Origin of the sequence: Salimicrobium humidisoli (assembly GCF_002295105.1) — a bacterium.
Taxonomy (GTDB): domain Bacteria; phylum Bacillota; class Bacilli; order Bacillales; family Halobacillaceae; genus Salimicrobium; species Salimicrobium humidisoli.
In genome coordinates, this window is sequence record NZ_NSGH01000029.1 from 1 (window position 1) to 20,289 (window position 20,289).

Sequence of the window (20,289 nt, forward strand, 5' to 3'; positions counted from 1 at the left end):
AGCAGAGGGATCTCTTTTTGTGTATAAACGTACAGAAACATCCATAGAGAAAGGGCGTCCCTTGCAATGAAAGTCATTGGAAGGGACGCCCTTTTTTACTAATATTTACTGGTTTTGTCCCAGACTCTTTATTTTTATGAAAAAAAGAGGTGTGTATGATTGAATAGTGATACAGAAGGTTGGTATAGTTAGAATTGTTAAAAAATAGAAAGGTGTGTATACATGAAAAAAATAACATTTTTATTTGCTCTCGCTTTTACTCTTATACTGGCTGCCTGCGGTACCGGCAGTGACGAGAGCTCCGGGGAGAAGGGCAATAGCAGCAAAAACAGTGAGAAAGAACAGACATTATTCAAGCAGCTTCAGGAAGAAGGTGCGACTGTAGCAACTTCCGGCACCCTGCTCGCTTCCACTTACTATCCGGAAGGATCGGATGAACTGACCGGTTATGATGTGGAGGTTTTGAGAGAAATCGGCAAACGGCTGGATATCGATATTTCATTCGAAGAAATCGGTGTGGACGGAATGCTTCCAGCCCTTAAAAACGGAAGAGTGGATATGGTGGCCAACGATTTTGAAATTACCGAAGAAAGAAAAAGGGAAGTCGCATTCAGCGAGCCCTATAAGTACTCTTTCACTTCGATAATTGTTCGTGAAGATGATTTATCCGGAATTGAAACGCTTGAGGACGTTTCCGGTAAAGTACATGGTGGGGGAGCAACCACTACGCACTCCCAGCTCGCCGAGGAACTGGGAGCTGAGCTGAAGACGTACAACAATGTGACCAATGACGTATATTTGCGAGACGTCGAGAATGGACGTACGGATTTCATCATCAACGATTACTACCTGCAGAAACTGGCGACAGAAGCTCTTCCTGATATAGATGTAAAGATACATCCGGACATTAAATTCAACGAAGCCAAAATTGCGGTCGTTCTGCCGCAGGATGCGGACGAACTGAAGAAGAAGGTCGATGAAGCGATTACGGAAATGAGAGAAGATGGAACGCTGAAAGAACTGTCGGAGGAATTTTATAATGCGGACGTGTCCAAACGGCCGGAAGAGGATATTCCTTCTGTAGATGAAATGGATCTTTAAGGAGGGAATGGAATGATCGGAATCGAGATAGACGATTTTGAACCCGGCAAAATATTTAATCTTCAACGTTCTATCGAGAATCTGCCCCTGATATTGGAAGGGGTCCCCTACACAGTGCTTGTAGCTTTGGCAGGTATGGTTCTCGGTCTGGTTCTCGGTTTCTTTCTGGCTCTGGCAAGGTCGTCGGCTCAGCTGTGGTTGCAGCTTCCCGCCAGATTTTATATTTCGTTCATGCGGGGAACGCCGATACTTGTGTATCTGTTCGTCATTTATTTCGGGTTTCCGGCTGTAGGTATTGAAATCAACGCCGTTTCAGCTGCCGTGCTCGGTTTCGGGACGAACAGTGCCGCTTACGTGGCGGAAATCATACGGTCCTCACTTTCAAGTGTGGACGGGGGTCAGTGGGAGTCCTCCCGGGCTCTCGGTTTCTCCTACTGGAAGACGTTACAGAGAATCATCGTACCTCAGGCGACGAGAGTGGCCATTCCGCCGCTTGCCAACGTGTTTCTTGATCTGTTGAAAGCTACCTCTCTCGCAGCAATGATCACTGTACCCGAAATATTGAATAAAGCGCAGATAGCGGCAGGGAGAACGGTGGATTCCATGACTATGTACATTACTGCGGCACTCGTTTACTGGGCTCTGACTTTATTATTCTCTTTCTTTCAGAACTATTTGGAGAAAAGATATAACAGATATGTATAAACGCCATCCGGAGACGGAGGCGTTTTTTTCTTTACACATCCACCGGGCTGCTATATAATCTAAATCGTAATCATTCTTATTTAGAATCGGAGGAGGCGAATCATGGCTCAGGAACCGCTTATTGAACTTGAAGATGTGTCTTTCAAATATGACAGAAATTGGGTAGTGGAGAACGTAAACATGACTATAAACGAAGGGCAGTTCGTCGGTCTTGTCGGACCGAACGGTTCCGGTAAATCCACCCTGATCAAACTGATGCTCGGTCTCGAAAAACCGGTCAGAGGACACATCCGGCTGTTTGGTAAAGAAGTGAAAAAGTTCAATAGATGGCAGGAAGTGGGCTTCGTCTCACAGAAAGCGAACAGTTTCAACTCCGGATTTCCGGCTACCGTCTATGAAGTAGTCCGCTCCGGTCTTGTATCCCGTATGAACATGTTTCAGCTCTTTAACCATAACCATAAAAATAAAGTACTTGAAACCTTGCGTGAAGTGGAGATGGAAGAGTACGCCCGTCATTCTATCGGTGAACTGTCGGGCGGGCAGCAGCAGAGAGTTTTTATCGCCCGTGCTCTGGTGAGCGACCCTTCCTTAATTATTCTCGACGAACCTACTGTCGGAGTGGACAGCGAGCACGTAACGGCTTTCTACGATCTCCTGGCCAAATTGAACAGAGAACGTAATCTGACTCTTTTAATGGTAAGTCACGATATCGGCACCATTACAAGCCACGCTACACACGTTGCCTGCATGAACAAAACAGTCCATTTCCATGGTTCCACGGAGGATTACGAAAATATGGACGATGAAACTTTGAGTCTGATGTATGGTCACTCCCTGCAGCAGCTTACTCATAACCACGAAGGGAGTTCACTATGATTGAAGCGATTGTGGAATATGAATTTTTACAGAATGCGGTGATTACCGGTCTGCTTATCGGGCTTGTAGCTCCTTTGCTTGGAGTATTCATCGTTGTCCGGCGACTGTCGCTGATAGCGGATGCTCTCTCCCACATCACTTTAACGGGGATTGCTGCCAGTCTGCTGATTGAAAAGCGTGTATCGGCAGTGGACGACTGGAACCCGATGTATATGGGGATGGCGTTTTCCGTTCTGGGGGCTGTGTTTATAGAAAAATTGAGAAAAGTGTACAAGCATTACGAAGAGCTGGCAATCCCTATCATGTTATCGGGCGGAATAGGCCTCGGCGTTATACTTATTTCTCTGGCAGACGGATTCAATACGGACTTATTCAGTTATTTATTCGGAAGCGTTACAGCCGTCAGCAGAGGAAATATGTGGACAGTAGCTGTCATCACCACGCTGGTGGTAATTATCGTCCTTATGTTTTACAAAGAGCTTTTCGTACTTTCCTTTGACGAAGATCATGCGTCCATTGCCGGTGTGAATGCCAGGTTCGTCCATTTTCTATTTATCGTGATGGTGGCTCTCGTCATCGCCTCGGCCATGCAGGTAGTCGGCATACTGCTCGTTTCGGCACTCATGACGCTGCCTGTCGCATCCGCTCTCCGCATGTCTGTCAGTTTCAGGCAGACGATTGGTCTTTCGGTACTGTTCGGAGAAATCTCCGTTGTTATCGGACTGATCAGTGCGTATCAGCTGGATGTACCGCCGGGAGGGACGATCGTAATGGCTGCGGTGGTGCTTCTTATGATAAGTATGCTGTACAAAAAATTCCGTTCCGGTCTTTTTGAGAAAGGAGAAAAAGTATGAGTGTAATGAACCGTGCTTTACAACAGCTGAAGGAGAAAGGGTACAAAAAGACGAAACAGCGGGAGAGGATTATAGAAATATTCGCATCGCACGATCAGTACGTGCCGGCAAAGAAGATACTTCAGGATATGCAGAAGGAGTTTCCGAATATAAGTTTCGATACGGTCTACCGGAACTTATATCTTTTGTCCGGAGAAAATGTGCTTGAGGCTACAGAACTTGAAGGCGAAAAGCATTTCCGGCTCAGCTGCGGTACCGGGCACCACCATCACCATTTTATTTGCACAGACTGCGGGAAAACGAAGCTGATAGAGTTCTGCCCGATGGAAAAGATAAATGAAGATTTGAAAGGCTATGATGTGGAAAGCCATAAGTTTGAAATTTACGGGAAGTGCCCGTTATGTGCTTGATCCCGTGAGTTTATAAAGAAAGATTTTCAGGCGTGAAGTAATTGTTACGGATAAGAGGTGTGTGGAATGAAAAAGTCAGGTATTGCTCTGTTTTTACTCGCAGTAGTTGTTCTCTCGGCCTGCGATAGCGGTGAGAACGGGGAAAAAGGGAATAAGGAAGCCGAAGTCGACATTTATACTACTGTGTATCCATTGCAGTTTGTGACTGAAAACATAGCAGGCGATGCTCTGAAGGTCGAGTCCATCCTGCCGGCAGGCGCGGATGCACATACGTATGAACCGACGACCAGGGAGATGATCCGTATGGCGGAAGGAGAAGCGTTCATCTACACGAAAGATGACTTCGAGGCATACGCAGAGACGATCGCCGATACGCTGGAAGCGGAAGATGTCCGGACGGTTGCTGCAGCGGAAGGCATGGAAGGACTGAAGAAGAACGGTCATGAAGAAAAAGAAGGCGGAGATCACGCCGGACACAGTCATTCCGCGAGCGGAGAAGATCCTCACATATGGCTCGATCCCGAAATCATGGCGGAAGTGGCGGAACAGGTTGAAAAGGAGCTTGCGGCTATATATCCGGAGAGGGAGGATACGTTCAGAGAGAACACGGACCGGCTGAAGGAGAGGCTGCATAAACTCGATGAACGTCTGGCTGCCACCATTAAAGAGGCGGATACTCAGGAAGTGATAGTCTCACACGCGGCTTACGGGTATTGGGAGGACGCCTACGGCTTAAAGCAGATTTCCGTAGCCGGTCTCTCCTCTACGAATGAACCTTCCCAAAAAGAACTCGAACACGTGATCGAAACTGCAGAGGAGCATGGACTCAACTACGTATTGTTCGAAAAGAACGTGTCTATGAAAGCGGCGGATATAGTCCAGGAAGAAATAGGGGCAGAAGCCCTTTATCTGCATAATCTGGCTACGAGAACAGAAGAAGAAGCGGAAAATGGAAAAGATTACTTCGACATCATGGAAGAAAACAGGGAAGTTCTCGAACAGGCCTTGAACCGGTAAAGAAGACCCGTCTACACTTCAGACCGGGTCCTGCGTGACGGATACATCTTTTTTGAAGAAGAACACAAGAAAAATAAAGACGAGCAGACCTACGATCAAAAAGAAGAGAGACAGGCCCGGAAGTATGTCAAGAACGATCCCCGACAGAAACGGACCGAGAATACTGCCGATGCTGAACGACATCCCGCACAATATATTTCCGGCAGGGAGGAGTTCCCGGGGAAGAAGATCGGTCATATAAGAGATGCCGAGGGAAAATAAAGATCCGACACAAAGCCCGGCGAAAGCAAAGCATAGAAACAGTACAGTGGCCGAAGACTCGTAGAAGGAAGCGATGAGAAAAGCGGCTGTGCCTCCGGCAAGAGCATAGCGTATGACGCGAGGGCGCCCTATGGAATCGCTCCAGCGGCCGAGCGGAATCTGTGATAAAAGACTTGCTGCAGCGAAGGCAGGAATAATGAAAGAGACGGTCTGCACGTCGTGACCGATACGTAAGCCGTAAACCGGGAATATGCCGTGCAGCGACGCTTCCAGAAAGCCGTAGCAGAGCGGACCGAGAAAAGCGGGCCAGGCTATTGCGGCGGCTTTGAGGAATCTTGCGAACGAACTGGATCCGTGAGCGGAGGCGTAATCTTCCTCCGGAAATTCATTTCCCACTTTCAGCATGAACAGCCATACGCCCAAACTGAGGAAAGAAGCCAGCAGGAAAGGGAAGTACGTACTGACCGAAAGAAGATTGGTCATAAGAGGGCCCAGTGTGAAACCGAGACTGAAGAACAGCCCGTAATAGGCGATACTGCGTCCACGGTTTCCTTTGTCGGCCGTAGTCGTAATCCACGTCTGCGTACCGAAGTGCAGAATCTGATCCCCGATACCTATAGCTACACGGAGGGCGAACCAGAACCATAGGGACTGCCAGAAAGGAAAAAGGAACAGCGACGTAACCACCAGGAGACCTCCGACCATAATAATCGGCTTGAAGCCGAGGGAACGGAGCGGCTTTTCTATAAAAGGGGAAGCAAGGAGAATACCTATATAAAGACCTGTAGCATGGATGCCATTCAAAGAGGAGGATACTCCGTTCTGTTCCAGAATGACAGCCAGTAGAGGGAGGAGCATCCCTTGAGAAAAACCGGAAATAGTAACGAGTCCTATTAAGACACGGAATCTCTGTTTTACACTGAACATGGTACTTCCTCCCTCCGGTAAAGTCTTCCTACAGAATAAGCGAACAGAGGGATCGTTTGCAAGAAAATTAATTTTACGTTAGAAATACAGATGAATCGGTTATACTATGAATAAAGACGCATTTTAACAGAGGAGTGAGAGGGAATGGAATTTTATCTGAAAGATGAAGGCATCCGTACATCATTCGAGTTCGACAATCTTAATATTTCCAGTGATGAGAATCACGGTTTCCGTCCTTACCAGCTGATGACGGCTTCCATAGCCGGGTGCAGCCTGAGTGTGTACCGGAAAATTCTCGATAAGCAGAGGATCAAATATGAAGACATCAATCTTACAGCTGATGTGAAAAGAAACCCTGATGAAGCGAACCGGATCGAAAAAGTCCATCTTCATTACGTAGTGAAAGGATATCATCTGAATCAGGATAAGCTGGCTAAAAACCTTGAAGTAGCAAGAAAAAACTGCTCGATGGTGCAGTCAGTGAAAGACAGTATCGACATTGAAGAAACGATAGAGTGTATTCAACTGAGCTGACTGGAGCCCTCTGCCTGGAGGGCTTTTTCTCCGGAAAAAATATCGACAGTGCGGTTGAACTGTACTATCATGAACTGGAATCGATTTAGAAGAAAAGGAGCTTTTTATGGAGGATCAGGAAAAACTGAGTAATTTGAAACTGAAGTTGGCTCAATTCGCCGAACGGATCGATGAACTGGATCCGGAGGAAACGGACGTCAAAGACATCGATGAACTGATACGAATGCTTGATGAACTCGAAGATAGAATGAAATGACTTTTTCAACCTTTTCAGACATTATGTGAAAGGGTTGATTTTTTTATATTTATTCTTTATCATGGTAAATCGTTAATGAGATGAAAGGGGTGGAGATGATGGCATCGGCTGTTATTGTATCCGTGCTGGTTTTGACTATTCTCAGTCTGGCCAGGGTCAATGTTATAGTAGCAATTATAGCTGCAGGTCTTACAGCGGGAGTGATGAACGGAGAATCGCTGACGGAGGCTCTGGATTTGTTCATCGCCGGCATGGGAGACCAGGCTGAGGTGGCGCTTAGTTATATATTGTTGGGAGCTTTTGCGGCCGCCATCAGTTTTTCGGGTATTACGACGCTTCTCGTGCAGACGCTCCTGCACCTGCTGAAAGATAAAAAAGTATGGCTCGTATTCATCACAGCAGCAGTGGCGAGCCTCTCACAGAACGTCGTCCCTGTACACATCGCTTTTATTCCGATTCTTATTCCACCGCTTTTACACATGTTCGACCAGATGAAATTGGACAGAAGAGCTGTAGCGGCAGCACTGACATTCGGTTTGAAAGCACCTTATGTCACTATTCCGCTCGGTTTCGGTCTTATTTTCCACCAGACAATCCAGGATGCGATGCAGTCGAATGGAGTGGAAACATCCATCAGTACAATTGCCAAATCGATGATAATACCTGGTCTCGGGATGGTGACCGGTCTTCTCGTCGCTGTACTTATCACTTACAGGAGACCAAGGGAGCCGCGCGCTTCGGATGGAAGCGGTCTTTCCGAAATACCGAAAGATGAGCAGGTGACATTCCGAAAACAGCACGTTTACACCATTATAGCGATCGTAGTGACGCTCTTTATACAGGCAGTGTGGGGGAACCTTATATTTGCGGCTCTTGCCGGACTGATCGTTATGTTCATCTTCAGAGTCGTTCCTTTTCAGTATGGTGATCGTACGATGGGAGAGGGCATAACCATGATGGGTTTTATCGCTTTTGTCATGCTGACGGCTGCCGGGTTCGCTAACGTCCTTACAGAAACAGCTTCTGTCCAGGATCTCGTGGAATCGAGTTCAGGCATGATCGGTGATAATAAAGCAGTAATTTCACTCGTGCTTCTTCTCGTAGGCCTTGTCGTTACCATCGGTATAGGTTCGTCTTTCGCTACCGTCCCTATTCTTGCTGCGTTATTCGTTCCGATTTGCCTGGAAGTCGGTTATTCTCCTATGGCGATCGCTGTTCTGATCGGTACGGCAGGGGCTCTCGGTGATGCCGGGTCCCCCGCTTCCGACAGTACGCTCGGACCTACGTCGGGTCTTAATGCGGACGGTCGTCACAATCATATCTGGGATACATGCGTACCGACTTTCCTGCATTATAATATACCTCTGATCATTTTCGGATGGGCGGCGAGCCTTCTATTCTGATGGCACTTTATTGAAAGTCTTACTTTTTCTCTTCGGGAAGAAGTAAGGCTTTTAATTTTCAACGGTTCCTGAAGAGCCTAAGGTTTCGTCTATACTGAAGTAAGGTAGAGAAAAAGCGGGAGGAATGATTATGTGGACAGAAAATATCGAATTGCCGTTCCGTTATGATTTTTCGTTTGTACTGGATCGTATGGGAGAAGACCCGCTCATCCGGCTGGACAAGCAGGAACAGTGGGTGGATGTTCCGCTGGTACTTCATGGCAATGAAAGAGAAGTCGCACGTGTGCAGTCTACAGGTACAAGAGAAGCGCCGGAGTTCCGGGTTACGGGGGAGCGGGACAGAGATACTGTAGTAGATAGACTCTACGAAATTTTTCAATGGGACGTTGATCTTGAGAAAGTGGACGCTCACTTCCTCGGGACTTCGTTAGCCGACCTTCAGAAAAAGTTTCCGGCCACACCGGTAGTCCGAAGTTTTCATATGTATGATGCACTCATGAGAGTGATTATCCATCAGCAGCTTAATAAAACGTTCGCATATCGGTTGAGCACAAGATTTGTCGAAAATTTCGGGGAAAAGGAAAAGGGCGTCTGGTTTTATCCGTCTCCGGAGAAAGTGGCTTCACTCGCATATGATGACCTCCGGGAACTGCAGTTCAGTCAGAGAAAGGCGGAATATGTCATCGATACTTCCGGTAAAATCGCCCGCGAGGAGCTGGAGTTGAACGATTTTGAACAGATTGGTGCGGAAGATACGATAACGCAGCTGACCAAAGTGCGGGGAATAGGGAAGTGGACGGCCCAGAACTGGCAGATGAGAGCACTCGGCCGTGCAGACCTCTTTCCGGAAGCGGATGTAGGGATCCAGAACGCCTGGAAGTTGTATTTCGGAAAAGAATCGAAACCTTCGCAGGAAGAAATGCTTCGGGTCAGCCGGGAGTGGGCACCCTACAGAAGTTATGCTTCACTCCTGTTGTGGAGAAGTCTTATGGAACAGTAATAAAATGCATTGAAAGTGGAGACAATTCAGAAGTTTCAGGGTGTATCCGCTTACTTGGGAAAGTTTTCCGAAGCCTGTTTACAAAGGATGTAAGACTCGTTATAATCCGTCTTTGTTAGAAGAAATTACGGATAAAACGAGGGGGTTGTGTTCCATGTGGAAAAAAATGAAAAGTTTTTTGCTGATGAATCTTGGTGCTCTTTTTGTAGCAGTGAACGTAACTTACTTTCTGTCTCCTAACGATTTGGCTACCGGAGGCGTCAGTGGTCTTTCCATCGTAATGAGTAATGTTTTCCCTGGACTGTCTCTCGGGCTGATTATGGTTATACTCAACATTATTTTATTTATCGTCGGATTCATTTTTCTCGGTTTTCGTTTCGGCGCGAAGACGATATATGCGGGTTTCGCTTTATCCTTCATGGTGTGGGGGCTTGAGACGTATTTTCCTATTCAGGAAGCGCTCAGCGAGGACATTTTGATTCAGTTGATCATCGGTCAGATCATCGCAGCTTCCGGAATGGCTATCGTCTTCCATCAGGGTGCTTCCACCGGAGGTACCGATATTATCGCTATGATTCTCAATAAATATTTCTCCATTGAAGTCGGGAAAGGGGTTCTCGTCTCCGATATTGCTATCGCGATATCTTCCGTACTCGTATTCGGCCCGGCTATCGGCATGTATGCATTTTTCGGAGTCATTTTGAACGGTCTCGTTATAGATTACGCTCTCGAACAGTTCGAAGACAACAAGGAAGTCGTCATCATCAGCCAGGAAAGTGACGAAGTCCGTCAGTATATTGTAGAAAAACTGGGTCGCGGAGCTACCATTCATCAGGCTAAGGGTGCTTTCAACAAAGAAGACAGAGAAGTGATCACTACGGTGCTGACCAGAAAAGAATACACTCTCCTGAAAAAATCCATGACGCTCATTGATGAGCATGCGTTTATCACTGTACACAAAATGAATGAAATACTGGGAGAAAACTTCAAACGTTTAGCTTCCTGATAATACTCCTGCTTTGGATAAAGAAATCTTTTGCGTAAAGTTCTTTATTCAAAGCAGGTTTTTTTTCAGCTTAATAATTGTTTAAATCATTCCAAAAAGTCAGAATCTTAGGTATAATAAAAGAGATACATTTTATTTGGGGGGATTTTTAATGGATAGAAAAGAGCTTATTGCACCGGAACAGTATAATATTATTTCCGAAATGGAAAAGTATGCCCGGGGCGAAGAACGGAAGGCCTTAATCTGGATTGACAGTGAAGGCAACAAAAAGGAAACTACATATCAGCATTTAATGAAAAGAGTGAACAAAATTGGTAACGCTTTCCTGAATGAAGGACTGAATCCGGGAGACAAAATAGTTATCATGATTCCGCGGACGATTGAAGCCTATGAAGTATATCTTGCTGCTATGAAGACAGGGATCATCATTATACCGGGGTCGGAGATGTTGCGGGCAAAAGATTTGCAGTACCGCATAGAGCACGGAGAGGCGAAAGCCGTAGCCTGCTATCATCCATTCACTTCACAGTTTGATGAAGTGAAAGGGATCGATGATCTTCATCTGTTTTCTGTCGGAGAAGGGAAAGAAGGCTGGATGTCCCTTGAAGAAAAAATTAAAAATACATCGGAGGAACTGGAAGCGGCTCCGACCCACCGGGACGACACAGCTTTTCTTCCATATACGTCCGGGACTACCGGAAACCCGAAAGGTGTGGTGCACACTCACGGATGGGGATACGCCCATCTGAAGACGGCTGCATCCAAATGGCTGGCTATAGAAGAGAACGACGTAGTCTGGGCTACAGCCGGACCGGGCTGGCAGAAGTGGATCTGGACGCCTTTCCTTTCCGTTCTGGGCACGGGGGCGTGTGGCCTTATTTATCAGGGTAAATTCGACCCGCGGACGTACTTACAGATTATGCAGGACTATCACGTGAATGTTCTCTGCTGCACGCCTACGGAGTATCGTCTGATGGCCAAAGTGGATAATCTTGATGATTATTCGCTTCAATCGCTTCACAGTGCCGTATCCGCAGGTGAACCGCTGAACCGGGAAGTGATCGATACGTTCAAAAATCATTTCAACATCACGGTACGGGATGGTTACGGTCAGACGGAAAACACTCTGCTTGTCGGGATTATGAAAGATATGGAAGTGCGCCCGGGATCGATGGGTCGCCCTACACCGGGCAACGATGTGGATGTAATCGATGAAGAAGGTAAACCGGCAGAAGTCGGGGAGGTAGGGGATATAGCGGTGCATCTTGATACACCGGCCCTGTTCAAAGAATACTATAAAGATCCGGAACGTACGAAAATGTCCCGGAGAGGAAATTATTATATAACCGGAGACCAGGCTAAAAAAGACGAGGAAGGTTACTTCTGGTTCGAAGGCCGAAGTGATGATATCATCATCAGTTCCGGATACACGATCGGGCCATTCGAAGTGGAAGATGCTCTCGTGAAACATAAAGCCGTCCAGGAATGCGCAGTGGTCGCAAGTCCCGACGAGGTAAGAGGTAACGTAGTCAAAGCTTTTATTGTACTGCAGTCCGGCGTGGAAGGGAACGAGAAGCTCGTCAAAGAACTGCAGGATCATGTTAAAGCGGAAACGGCCCCTTATAAATATCCGAGAAAAATCGAGTTTATCGAGGAGCTGCCGAAGACGACTTCAGGAAAAATACGGAGAATCGAATTGAGGAAGAAAGAGAAATAAATGAAATAATATCAGAAACAGGCGCAGAAGAACAAAGCTCTTCTGCGCCTGTTTAGTGAAAAGGGACAGTTTTTCGCGCGGGAATTTTTCTTGTTTTATGGAAGGAAGACCTATAAGGTATGATGGAAGTAGAAAGGAGAGAGTAGCATGAGCAATACATTTCATCATATCTTCAATAGTATCGTCGGTATACTGATACTGGTGGAGGGAGGTCTGTTCATCTTTACGAATAATAAAGACGGGGACTTGCACTTAAGGAGTATAATTATGACGGGTCTGCTGCTTTTAGCCTGGGGGATGTCCTATTATAAACAGGTGAAGGGGGACCGGAAGACAGAGTGGCTGATTTTCACCATCATCATCATGATACCGATGATTCTGCCCTTCCTGTTCTTTATATAAGCCACATCCACAAACCGGCTATAGAAAAGAACAGGGCCCCCGTCAGATAAACGTAGCCGAAAAAAATTTCTTTGCCTGAATCTCCGCCGGTTTCCACGAAACCGGAGAATGATAAAAAGATGATGCATAGTATATAAAGAGTAAGTGTCGTGGCGTGCCATTCCACCGAACCAAGAAGCAACCAGAAGCCTGCCGGGTATGCGGTTACAAGGGGTACGTGTGAAGCATCAAGTTTCCATTTTTCAAAGAATTTTTTCATGAATAACTTTCTCTCATTCCCTTTTTTAATATTTTTAAACTGTGTAAAAATAACCATAATATGGTCGAAAAGTAATGAATTTCCTTTGACTTATTTTACGGCTTTGTTACAATACTAAACCGTACACAGCAATGAAACAACACAAGCTTTTGGAAAGGATGGAGAAAATGAATAAACGGATTATGGATTGGCCCACATTTTTTGGGGCACTGGCTCTTCTACTGCTTGTAACTGTTCCGCTCATTTTATTTCCGGAAGCAGGTAAAGAACTGGTAGGGCAAGCGAACGATTTCATGACCGATAAATTCGGTTTTCTTTATATGGCCATGGGGCTGGCAGTTTTTGCATTCCTCGTATTTGTAGCATTCAGTAAGAATGGTCATGTAAAACTAGGTGAAGAAGGGGAAAAAGCGGAGTTCAATACGTTCTCCTGGGCGGCCATGTTATTCGCCGCCGGTATCGGCTCGAGTATTCTGTACTGGGGTGTCATAGAGTGGGTGTACTATTATCAGGGACCTCCTTTTGGCATAGCGCCGGAATCGAAAGAAGCGATACAGTGGTCTACCGCTTACGGGATTTTCCACTGGGGTCCAATCGCCTGGGCGATTTACACCTTACCCGCACTTCCTATATCATATTTCTTTTACGTAAGAAGAAAACCTGTACTTAAAGTAAGTGAAGCAGTACGACCCGTCCTCGGAAAATGGGTGGACGGTCCTGTCGGGAATATCATAGATGTATTATTTATGTTCGGTCTGATGGGCGGGGCCGGAACGACTCTCGCTCTCGGTACTCCGATGATTGCCCAGGGGGTCAATTATTTGACCGGCATTCCCGTCACTCTCGGAATGCAGGCTGTCATTATGCTTGTGGCAACCGCTATATTCGCCGTCAGTTCCTATTCGGGGCTGAGAAACGGGATTAAGGTGCTGAGTGACATCAATATATGGCTGGTCATATTTATACTGGCCTTTATACTAGCTGTGGGACCGACACGGTTCATTCTGGAAACGACGTTCAACGCTGTCGGAGTCCTTTTGGATAATTTCTTCAAAATGGCTACCTGGATGGAACCTTTTGGAAATCTTGGGCAGTTTGAAGAAACCGGCTTCCCTGAAGCGTGGACTATCTTCTACTGGGCGTGGTGGCTCGTTTACGCTCCGTTCGTCGGCCTGTTTGTTGCGAGGATTTCAAGAGGCCGGACGATTCGCGAAATGATTTTCGGTACGATTGTATACGGAAGTCTTGGAAGTATCCTTTTCTTCGGTATCATGGGGAACTTCGGACTTTACCTGCAGCTTACCGGTCAGTTTGATGCTATTTCCTTCCTGGAGGCCAACGGTGCTCCGGCAACCATCATTGAAATTATTGCCCAGCTGCCGTTTGCTCCTTTCATGGTGTTTGTATTCACTGTGCTGGCAATCATCTTTCTTGCAACCACATTCGATTCCTCTTCCTATATTCTTGCTTCTGTCGTTCAGAAAGAGATTGATGGAGAACCGGAAAGATGGAACCGTTTATTCTGGGCTTTTGCCCTGTGTCTGATGCCTCTTGTCCTTCTTTTCCTCGGGGGGCTCGGTACACTGCAGACGGCCAGTATCGTAGGTGGTTTTCCACTCATCTTCATAATGTTCCTGCTTGCCTGGTCGTTCATGAAAGCTTCCAGTGCGGATATCAGGTCAGAAGATGATTATGAATCACCGACGATCCACATTAAGCGTTGGAGAAGAGAAGGCAAACGTCGTGCCGCTTCCCAGGTCTTCAAAGATGATAAGAAGAACCAAAAGGATCAAGAATAGAAACATCAAGCCGCCTCTTCCAGCTTAGGAAGAAGGCGGCTTTTTATCCATTCGAAGAATTATGACGGGTTAAGTAGGAATCGGGGTTCTCCAGCGTAATACGATTACTGTTTTTTAAAAGATTTCTCAGTAAGGGGAGTGTTTCCTCGCTTACAAATGCAATTGCCCGCTCTTCGTGCCGGAGCATTCTTTCCAAATTGGCGGCGATTGCCAGATTCTTTTCAAAATATTGTTTCAGCCAGGCCGTTCCGACCTGATGATGCCGATCCCCTGCAATATTTATGGAGGCGTGCAGGTGTTGAATGAGAGTGATGTAGGTATCGCTGTTTATCTGTTCCAAAACCCCCCGGACATCATCGTCCGTTCGAAAAGCGTCCGCTTTTTGTTTAATGGATACGATTTCCTTCAACAAAGACGGCTGATACTCTTCCGCCCAGGTAAACACCTGGTCGAGGGAAGGGTCGGACATATCCACGATTTCATCAATCATATAGAGGAAGGAAAGCCCGGCCTGTTTTGCCGTACGGAAAGCGAACTGCTCCAGAGCATCATAAGTAAGGATGAATTCATCCCTGAGATAGGAGTCGAGATTTTTGTTGATTTCCTCTTCCACATAGTAATTTTTCTCAACGGCTACCGCAGTCGGGTCAAAAGAAGCGAAAGACTCCCCGATAGACGAAATTTTCTCCTCCTGGACGAGGTCGGGATGGATTGAAAAGTTAGGCAATGCTATCAGTAAAAGACGACTCATGAGAAATTTTCCTCCTCAATAGCGGGTATGATATATTCTTTGAATTCATGAATGACTTCTTCTACAGGCCGCTCACTTTTGGACAGGTTGAACATAATGTGATTCACTCCGATTTCCCTGTATTCTTTTAAAATATCAATGATCGCTTTCCGTCCACCGCGGTATCCTGCCGGAATCTTCGAAAGGGGCGCATCTTCGTTTTCCTCCAGCTGCACAGGAAGCGGCATAATAAACGGACGGAATTCATCTCCGTGGAATTCTGCTGCTTTCTCTCTGTAGGATGCTATCATCTCCTTCTGTTTTTCGGGAGCTTGCGGGTAAAACATCCACCCGTCCCCATTTTCTGCAATCCAGTCAAATGTCTGCTGACAGTAGCCGGTCATAAGCAGTGGTATGGGAGAAGAAGGTTTCGGTACGAGATTGGATTTATCGAGTTTTCCCATGGAGGAATCGAGTGCCGGATATTCTTCGCTTATCGCTCTTTTGAAGAAGTCGAAAGACTCCCGGAACAGGCGCCCTCTCTCCATAATCGGAACGTTCAGCCCTTCGAAATCCTTCCGCCGGTCTCCGGAAGAGATACCGAGCATAAGTCTCTCCGGGAAAAGCCGTTCTATACTCGCAGCTTCCTTGGCAAGGCGGAGCGGATGACGGAGCGGTGTTACGACTGCTGCAGTACCGAGGTTAATCGACTTTGTATGTGCTCCGAGGTAAGTGAGATAAATCAGGCTGTCGAAAATCTGACCGGTGGCAGGATCTTCAAACGTAGGGTCTTCAAGTACGACGTCCTGAAACCATAAGCAGGAAAACCCGGCCTCTTCGGCCAGTTGTGCCCGCTCCACCTGCCGATCGAGTATGGGCACCTCTTTCCCGTGCGCCTCTATAGGAATATTCAGCCCAAGCGTAAGTTTTCTTTTCTGAAACATAGAATTGAATCCTTTATGCTCTTTCAACAGTATTCTCCCCTTTTCAACAAAATAAGTATGGCTGACCGTGCAGGCAAGTAAAGGTACAGCTTTCTTTCCAGTATAGAGAATGGGCAGGGCAATTTCCCAGTATTGCGATTCAGAAAGAGCGTAACTCTTTTTCTGTAAAAAAAGGCGTCGTCTCGGATGAAGCGGCACATGTGATTATTTCTCCCGTAAAAGGGTGAGGGAAAGACAAAGCGGCTGCATGCAGAGACTGGCGTCCGAGTGCATCGCCCCGTCCTCCGTAAAGATCATCTCCAAGGAGCGGATGCCCCAGATGACTCAGATGCACACGGATCTGATGAGTGCGGCCCGAGTCCAGTTTCAGACTGAGAAGCGTATGATCCTGTCCCCGCTGTACAACGTGATAATTAGTAATAGCGGGCTGACCGTCTTCATCGACTATTCTTTTTACAGGATGAGCAGGGTCTTTTGCAATCGGTGCTTCTACACGCCCGTTGTCATTTTCCACATGCCCGTGTACTTTAGCGGCATAGGCACGGCTGATCCGTCTGTTTTTCATCATCTCTCCCAGTATCGCCGTAGCCAGAGCGTGCTTTCCGAACAGCACGGCTCCGGAGGTGTGACGGTCGAGCCGGTGAATGTATTTAGGTAAGACGGGTAATTTTTGTTTTCTGCAGTAAAAGGCTACGCCGTTCCACAGCGTCTGCTGGATATCAGCGGCACCGTTTGGATGAGTGAACATTCCCGCCGGTTTGTTTACGACCAGTACGTGGTCGTCTTCATAAAGGACGTCCAGATCCATTTCGAATTCAGGAAGGGTAAAGTCTTCGTGCTGAAAAATTTTTAAAGAAAGTATGTCTCCGGACTGCACAGGAACAGTTTTCCAATGGGGGGGACTGCCGTTCAGCAATACTTTTTCGTTGGAGCGGAAATCGTGTCTCAGTTTTCTCGGTACTTTCCATTTATTCTTCATTACGTTAGCTATTGTTATTCCGGACCAATTTTCGGGTACGGACATATGTAGCCATTCACCATGTCGTTCCACAGACTTATCCCCCCTTTTCTGTGAATCTATTGTAATCATGTTGTTGAACTATGTCTACACTATGTTATAATAGGTAGGTTAAAAATTGAAACGAGTAGAAAGAGGTGTTTTCACCGTGCAACTTAGAGAAGATATTCGCAATATTGCTATTATTGCACACGTCGACCACGGAAAAACGACGTTAGTAGACCAATTGTTACGTTATTCTGGAACATTTCGTGACAACGAAAATGTAAGTGAAAGAGCTATGGACTCCAACGATCTGGAAAAAGAACGCGGAATTACGATTCTTTCCAAAAACACCGCTGTTCAATATGGAGATTCCAGAATCAACATTCTGGACACGCCAGGACACGCTGATTTCGGCGGAGAAGTCGAACGTATTCTCAAAATGGTGGATGGCGTTCTTCTCGTCGTCGATGCTTATGAAGGGTGTATGCCGCAGACACGCTTTGTTCTGAAAAAAGCACTTGAACAAAAGCTTACGCCTGTAGTAGTACTGAATAAAATCGACCGTCCGAATGCCCGTCCTCAGGAAGTCATCGACGAAGTGCTCGATCTTTTCATCGAACTGGGTGCGGATGATGAGCAGCTTGAATTCCCTGTCGTTACAGCTTCAGCCCTGAACGGTACTTCCGGAGAAGGGGAAGATGATCAGGAAGAGACGATGGAACCGATCTTCAACCTTATCATGAACAATATTCCTGCACCGATCGACAACCGGGATGAATCGTTGCAATTCCAGGTAACGCTTCTGGATTACAACGATTATCTCGGACGGATCGGAGTAGGCCGTGTCTTTCAGGGAACACTGAAAGTGGGAGACAACGTTTCCCTTATGAAGAAAGACGGTTCCGTGAAGAACTTCCGTATCTCCAAACTGTTCGGCTTTATCGGTCTGAAACGGGTGGAGATAACTGAAGCGAAAGCCGGAGATATTATCGCACTTGCCGGCCTTGAGGACATTAACGTCGGTGAAACGGTAACGGCCAAAGATAACCAGCAAGCCATGGAGATTCCGCGTATCGATGAGCCGACTCTGCAAATGACTTTCCTTGTAAACAACAGTCCATTCGCAGGCCGGGAAGGTAAATTTGTGACTTCCCGTCAAATCGAAGAGCGTCTTCTTACTCAGCTGGAAACAGACGTAAGTCTGCGTGTGGAACCTACTTCTTCCCCGGATGCTTTTACCGTCTCCGGACGTGGAGAGCTGCACCTTTCCATTCTGGTGGAAAATATGCGCCGTGAAGGTTTCGAACTGCAACTGTCCAAACCTAAAGTAATTATTAAGGAAATCGACGGAGTGAAGTGTGAACCGATGGAACGCGTCCAGGTGGATACACCTGAAGAGTATCAGGGTGCCGTCATGGAATCACTCGGTACACGTAAAGGTGAAATGAAAGACATGGTCAACGATGGTAATGGCCAGGTACGTCTTGAGTTTCTCGTACCTTCCCGTGGACTGATCGGTTATTCCACAGAATTCATGAGCCAGACACGCGGGTATGGTATTCTGAACCATACGTTTGACGGATACGCGCCGTTACAGAAAGGTAATGTCGGCGGACGCCGCAGCGGCGTACTTGTTTCCCAGGAAAAAGGGAAAGCTACAACGTACGGAATCATGAACCTTGAAGACAGAGGTACGATTTTCGTCGATCCTGGTACGGATGTTTATGAAGGAATGATTGTCGGAGAACACGTCCGTGAAAACGATCTGACCGTAAACATTACAAAAGAGAAACACCTGACTAACGTACGTTCAGCTACGAAGGACACGACGAACACTATTAAGAAGACTCGTGACCTTACGCTTGAAGAAGCGATTCAGTATCTGGATGACGATGAGTATTGCGAAGTGACGCCTGAAAACGTTCGTCTTCGTAAGAAAGTCCTTAACAAAGGTGAACGCGACCGTGCCGCTAAAAGAAATAAGTTACAGAACGCTGAAGAATAGAAGAACAGAAAAAGCCGGAGACCTCGTCTCCGGCTTTTTTGTGTTAAATAACTACTGGATCGTGACTTTCTTTTCCTGGTGCTGATGAATCTCTTCGGAAGGTTTTTCTATATGGACTGCCACTGTGTAGGTACCTTTGGAAGGAAAGGAATGCCGGGCCCTGTAAACCCCCGGTTCTGTTTCTTCTGCATCCACGTATTCATGCTTCTCTGATTCCGGGCTCGAGATCTCATAAGTGATCTCTCCTTTTTCGAAAGGAACCCCGTCTTTATTGATCGTCGTCTTTAACACGGTTCCTTTATCATTTTGGGATTTTTCAAGCGTTACTTCGAAAGGGGAGGACGCATGATTGTGGCTATCATCTCCGGAAGTCTGTCCATCTGCGCCTTCCACGGTAACTTCATTCTGAGGCATGGTGTGAAGTCCCCGGGCCTGTGTATGGGCGATAACCTGGTAGGATCCGGCTTCCGAGAAACTGTACTGGGTAGTATATTTTCCTTCTTCCGATTGCACGGCCTGAATCGTTTCGGATGACTCCTGTCCCTGATCCGTCTTCCATATTTCAAACTCCACGTATTCGGCATCATTGACCGGCTCCTCGTTTTGGGTCACCGTAGCGGTAATATCTGCATTCTCGGCGGCCGTAAGGGGTTCGGGTTCAAAGCTGACCTCCACCTCCACAGGAGCGGCAGCCATTTCATCTTCCTTTTTTTCTGAGTCCGTGGATTCTTTCTCGGAAGATGCCGACCCACAGGCAGCAAGAGTGATTATTAGTAATAAGAACGGGATTGCTTTTTTCATATGGGTAATACTCCTTTATTGTGTGTTTCCTTCAGCATATCATGGTTTCAGGACTTCGTCTGTGAACATTCCTTAAAATATTTTTTCATTCCATGCCGGCCGGACCTCGGGGAGCAGGAGGTCCGGAAACACTGAATCTGTGTATGCAAAAAGAGTCTGGGACAAAACCAGTAAATATTAGTAAAAAAGGGCGTCCCTTCCAATGACTTTCATTGCAAGGGACGCCCTTTCTCTATGGATGTTTCTGTACGTTTATACACAAAAAGAGATCCCTCTGCT

At 46.7% G+C, this 20,289-nt stretch carries 21 protein-coding genes; 15 read left to right on the forward strand and 6 right to left on the reverse strand.

Annotated features, from left to right (window positions below):
* Nucleotides 1-222 precede the first annotated feature (222 nt).
* From CKW00_RS12545 to CKW00_RS12570, 6 genes are all read left to right on the forward strand, one after another.
* Nucleotides 223-1,101: a transporter substrate-binding domain-containing protein gene (locus tag CKW00_RS12545; protein ID WP_095822851.1), complete on the forward strand. Its 879-nt coding sequence runs from the start codon at nt 223-225 to the stop codon at nt 1,099-1,101.
* A gap of 12 nt (nt 1,102-1,113) precedes the next feature.
* The gene (locus CKW00_RS12550) at nt 1,114-1,806 is read left to right on the forward strand and encodes an amino acid ABC transporter permease (RefSeq protein ID WP_095822852.1); all 693 of its coding nucleotides are present in this window, start codon (nt 1,114-1,116) and stop codon (nt 1,804-1,806) included.
* 102 nt (nt 1,807-1,908) lie between these two features.
* Nucleotides 1,909-2,682: a metal ABC transporter ATP-binding protein gene (locus tag CKW00_RS12555; protein WP_095822853.1), complete on the forward strand. Its 774-nt coding sequence runs from the start codon at nt 1,909-1,911 to the stop codon at nt 2,680-2,682.
* A complete protein-coding gene (locus CKW00_RS12560) occupies nt 2,679-3,536 on the forward strand; it encodes a metal ABC transporter permease (RefSeq protein ID WP_008588418.1) in 858 nt (285 codons plus the stop codon). The genes CKW00_RS12555 and CKW00_RS12560 overlap by 4 nt, the downstream gene beginning before the upstream one ends.
* A complete protein-coding gene (locus CKW00_RS12565) occupies nt 3,533-3,946 on the forward strand; it encodes a Fur family transcriptional regulator (protein WP_008588420.1) in 414 nt (137 codons plus the stop codon). Before CKW00_RS12560 ends, CKW00_RS12565 begins: the two co-directional genes overlap by 4 nt.
* Before the next feature lie 66 nt (nt 3,947-4,012).
* A complete protein-coding gene (locus CKW00_RS12570; protein WP_095822854.1) occupies nt 4,013-4,963 on the forward strand; it encodes a metal ABC transporter substrate-binding protein in 951 nt (316 codons plus the stop codon).
* An 18-nt stretch (nt 4,964-4,981) separates the two neighbouring features.
* Here the strand turns inward: CKW00_RS12570 and CKW00_RS12575 are convergent, their stop codons facing one another.
* Entirely contained in the window at nt 4,982-6,151 is a 1,170-nt protein-coding gene (locus CKW00_RS12575; RefSeq protein WP_095822855.1) for an MFS transporter, read from the reverse strand.
* A gap of 144 nt (nt 6,152-6,295) precedes the next feature.
* Between CKW00_RS12575 and CKW00_RS12580 the strand changes: the two genes are divergently transcribed.
* The 7 genes from CKW00_RS12580 to CKW00_RS12605 all read left to right on the forward strand — a co-directional run bounded on the left by CKW00_RS12580 (nt 6,296) and on the right by CKW00_RS12605 (nt 12,469).
* Nucleotides 6,296-6,685: an OsmC family protein gene (locus tag CKW00_RS12580; protein ID WP_095822856.1), complete on the forward strand. Its 390-nt coding sequence runs from the start codon at nt 6,296-6,298 to the stop codon at nt 6,683-6,685.
* Between the two features lie 106 nt (nt 6,686-6,791).
* Nucleotides 6,792-6,941 carry an SE1561 family protein gene (locus CKW00_RS13795; protein WP_008588430.1) on the forward strand — a complete coding sequence of 50 codons (150 nt, stop codon included), beginning with the start codon at nt 6,792-6,794 and terminating at the stop codon, nt 6,939-6,941.
* 98 nt (nt 6,942-7,039) lie between these two features.
* Nucleotides 7,040-8,344, forward strand: a complete 1,305-nt coding sequence (locus CKW00_RS12585) for a Na+/H+ antiporter family protein (protein ID WP_095822857.1) — start codon at nt 7,040-7,042, stop codon at nt 8,342-8,344.
* 130 nt (nt 8,345-8,474) lie between these two features.
* The gene (locus CKW00_RS12590) at nt 8,475-9,344 is read left to right on the forward strand and encodes a DNA-3-methyladenine glycosylase family protein (protein WP_095822858.1); all 870 of its coding nucleotides are present in this window, start codon (nt 8,475-8,477) and stop codon (nt 9,342-9,344) included.
* Nucleotides 9,345-9,498: 154 nt separating this feature from the next.
* Nucleotides 9,499-10,350: a YitT family protein gene (locus tag CKW00_RS12595; protein ID WP_095822859.1), complete on the forward strand. Its 852-nt coding sequence runs from the start codon at nt 9,499-9,501 to the stop codon at nt 10,348-10,350.
* Between the two features lie 151 nt (nt 10,351-10,501).
* Nucleotides 10,502-12,067, forward strand: a complete 1,566-nt coding sequence (gene mbcS, locus CKW00_RS12600; protein ID WP_095822860.1) for an acyl-CoA synthetase MbcS — start codon at nt 10,502-10,504, stop codon at nt 12,065-12,067.
* A gap of 147 nt (nt 12,068-12,214) precedes the next feature.
* Nucleotides 12,215-12,469 carry a hypothetical protein gene (locus CKW00_RS12605; RefSeq protein WP_076571393.1) on the forward strand — a complete coding sequence of 85 codons (255 nt, stop codon included), beginning with the start codon at nt 12,215-12,217 and terminating at the stop codon, nt 12,467-12,469.
* Here CKW00_RS12605 and CKW00_RS12610 read toward each other — a convergent pair.
* Nucleotides 12,462-12,728, reverse strand: a complete 267-nt coding sequence (locus CKW00_RS12610) for a hypothetical protein (protein WP_143544251.1) — start codon at nt 12,726-12,728, stop codon at nt 12,462-12,464. The genes CKW00_RS12605 and CKW00_RS12610 overlap by 8 nt on opposite strands.
* A gap of 167 nt (nt 12,729-12,895) precedes the next feature.
* Between CKW00_RS12610 and CKW00_RS12615 the strand changes: the two genes are divergently transcribed.
* A complete protein-coding gene (locus tag CKW00_RS12615) occupies nt 12,896-14,527 on the forward strand; it encodes a BCCT family transporter (protein WP_095822862.1) in 1,632 nt (543 codons plus the stop codon).
* Nucleotides 14,528-14,570: 43 nt separating this feature from the next.
* On the opposite strand, the gene CKW00_RS12620 is transcribed toward CKW00_RS12615, so the two are convergent.
* The 3 genes from CKW00_RS12620 to CKW00_RS12630 form a co-directional block, all read right to left on the reverse strand.
* Nucleotides 14,571-15,278 (reverse strand): DUF5694 domain-containing protein, encoded by a 708-nt coding sequence (locus CKW00_RS12620; RefSeq protein ID WP_095822863.1) that lies wholly within the window; start codon nt 15,276-15,278, stop codon nt 14,571-14,573.
* Nucleotides 15,275-16,228 carry a TIGR03571 family LLM class oxidoreductase gene (locus tag CKW00_RS12625; protein WP_095822864.1) on the reverse strand — a complete coding sequence of 318 codons (954 nt, stop codon included), beginning with the start codon at nt 16,226-16,228 and terminating at the stop codon, nt 15,275-15,277. Before CKW00_RS12625 ends, CKW00_RS12620 begins: the two co-directional genes overlap by 4 nt.
* Before the next feature lie 112 nt (nt 16,229-16,340).
* A complete protein-coding gene (locus CKW00_RS12630; protein WP_095822865.1) occupies nt 16,341-17,252 on the reverse strand; it encodes an RluA family pseudouridine synthase in 912 nt (303 codons plus the stop codon).
* Nucleotides 17,253-17,367: 115 nt separating this feature from the next.
* Here CKW00_RS12630 and typA point away from each other — a divergent pair, with 115 nt between their 5' ends.
* Entirely contained in the window at nt 17,368-19,209 is a 1,842-nt protein-coding gene (gene typA / locus CKW00_RS12635; protein WP_095822867.1) for a translational GTPase TypA, read from the forward strand.
* A 51-nt stretch (nt 19,210-19,260) separates the two neighbouring features.
* Here typA and CKW00_RS12640 read toward each other — a convergent pair whose 3' ends face one another.
* Entirely contained in the window at nt 19,261-20,010 is a 750-nt protein-coding gene (locus CKW00_RS12640) for a FixH family protein (RefSeq protein WP_095822866.1), read from the reverse strand.
* Nucleotides 20,011-20,289: the final 279 nt, after the last annotated feature.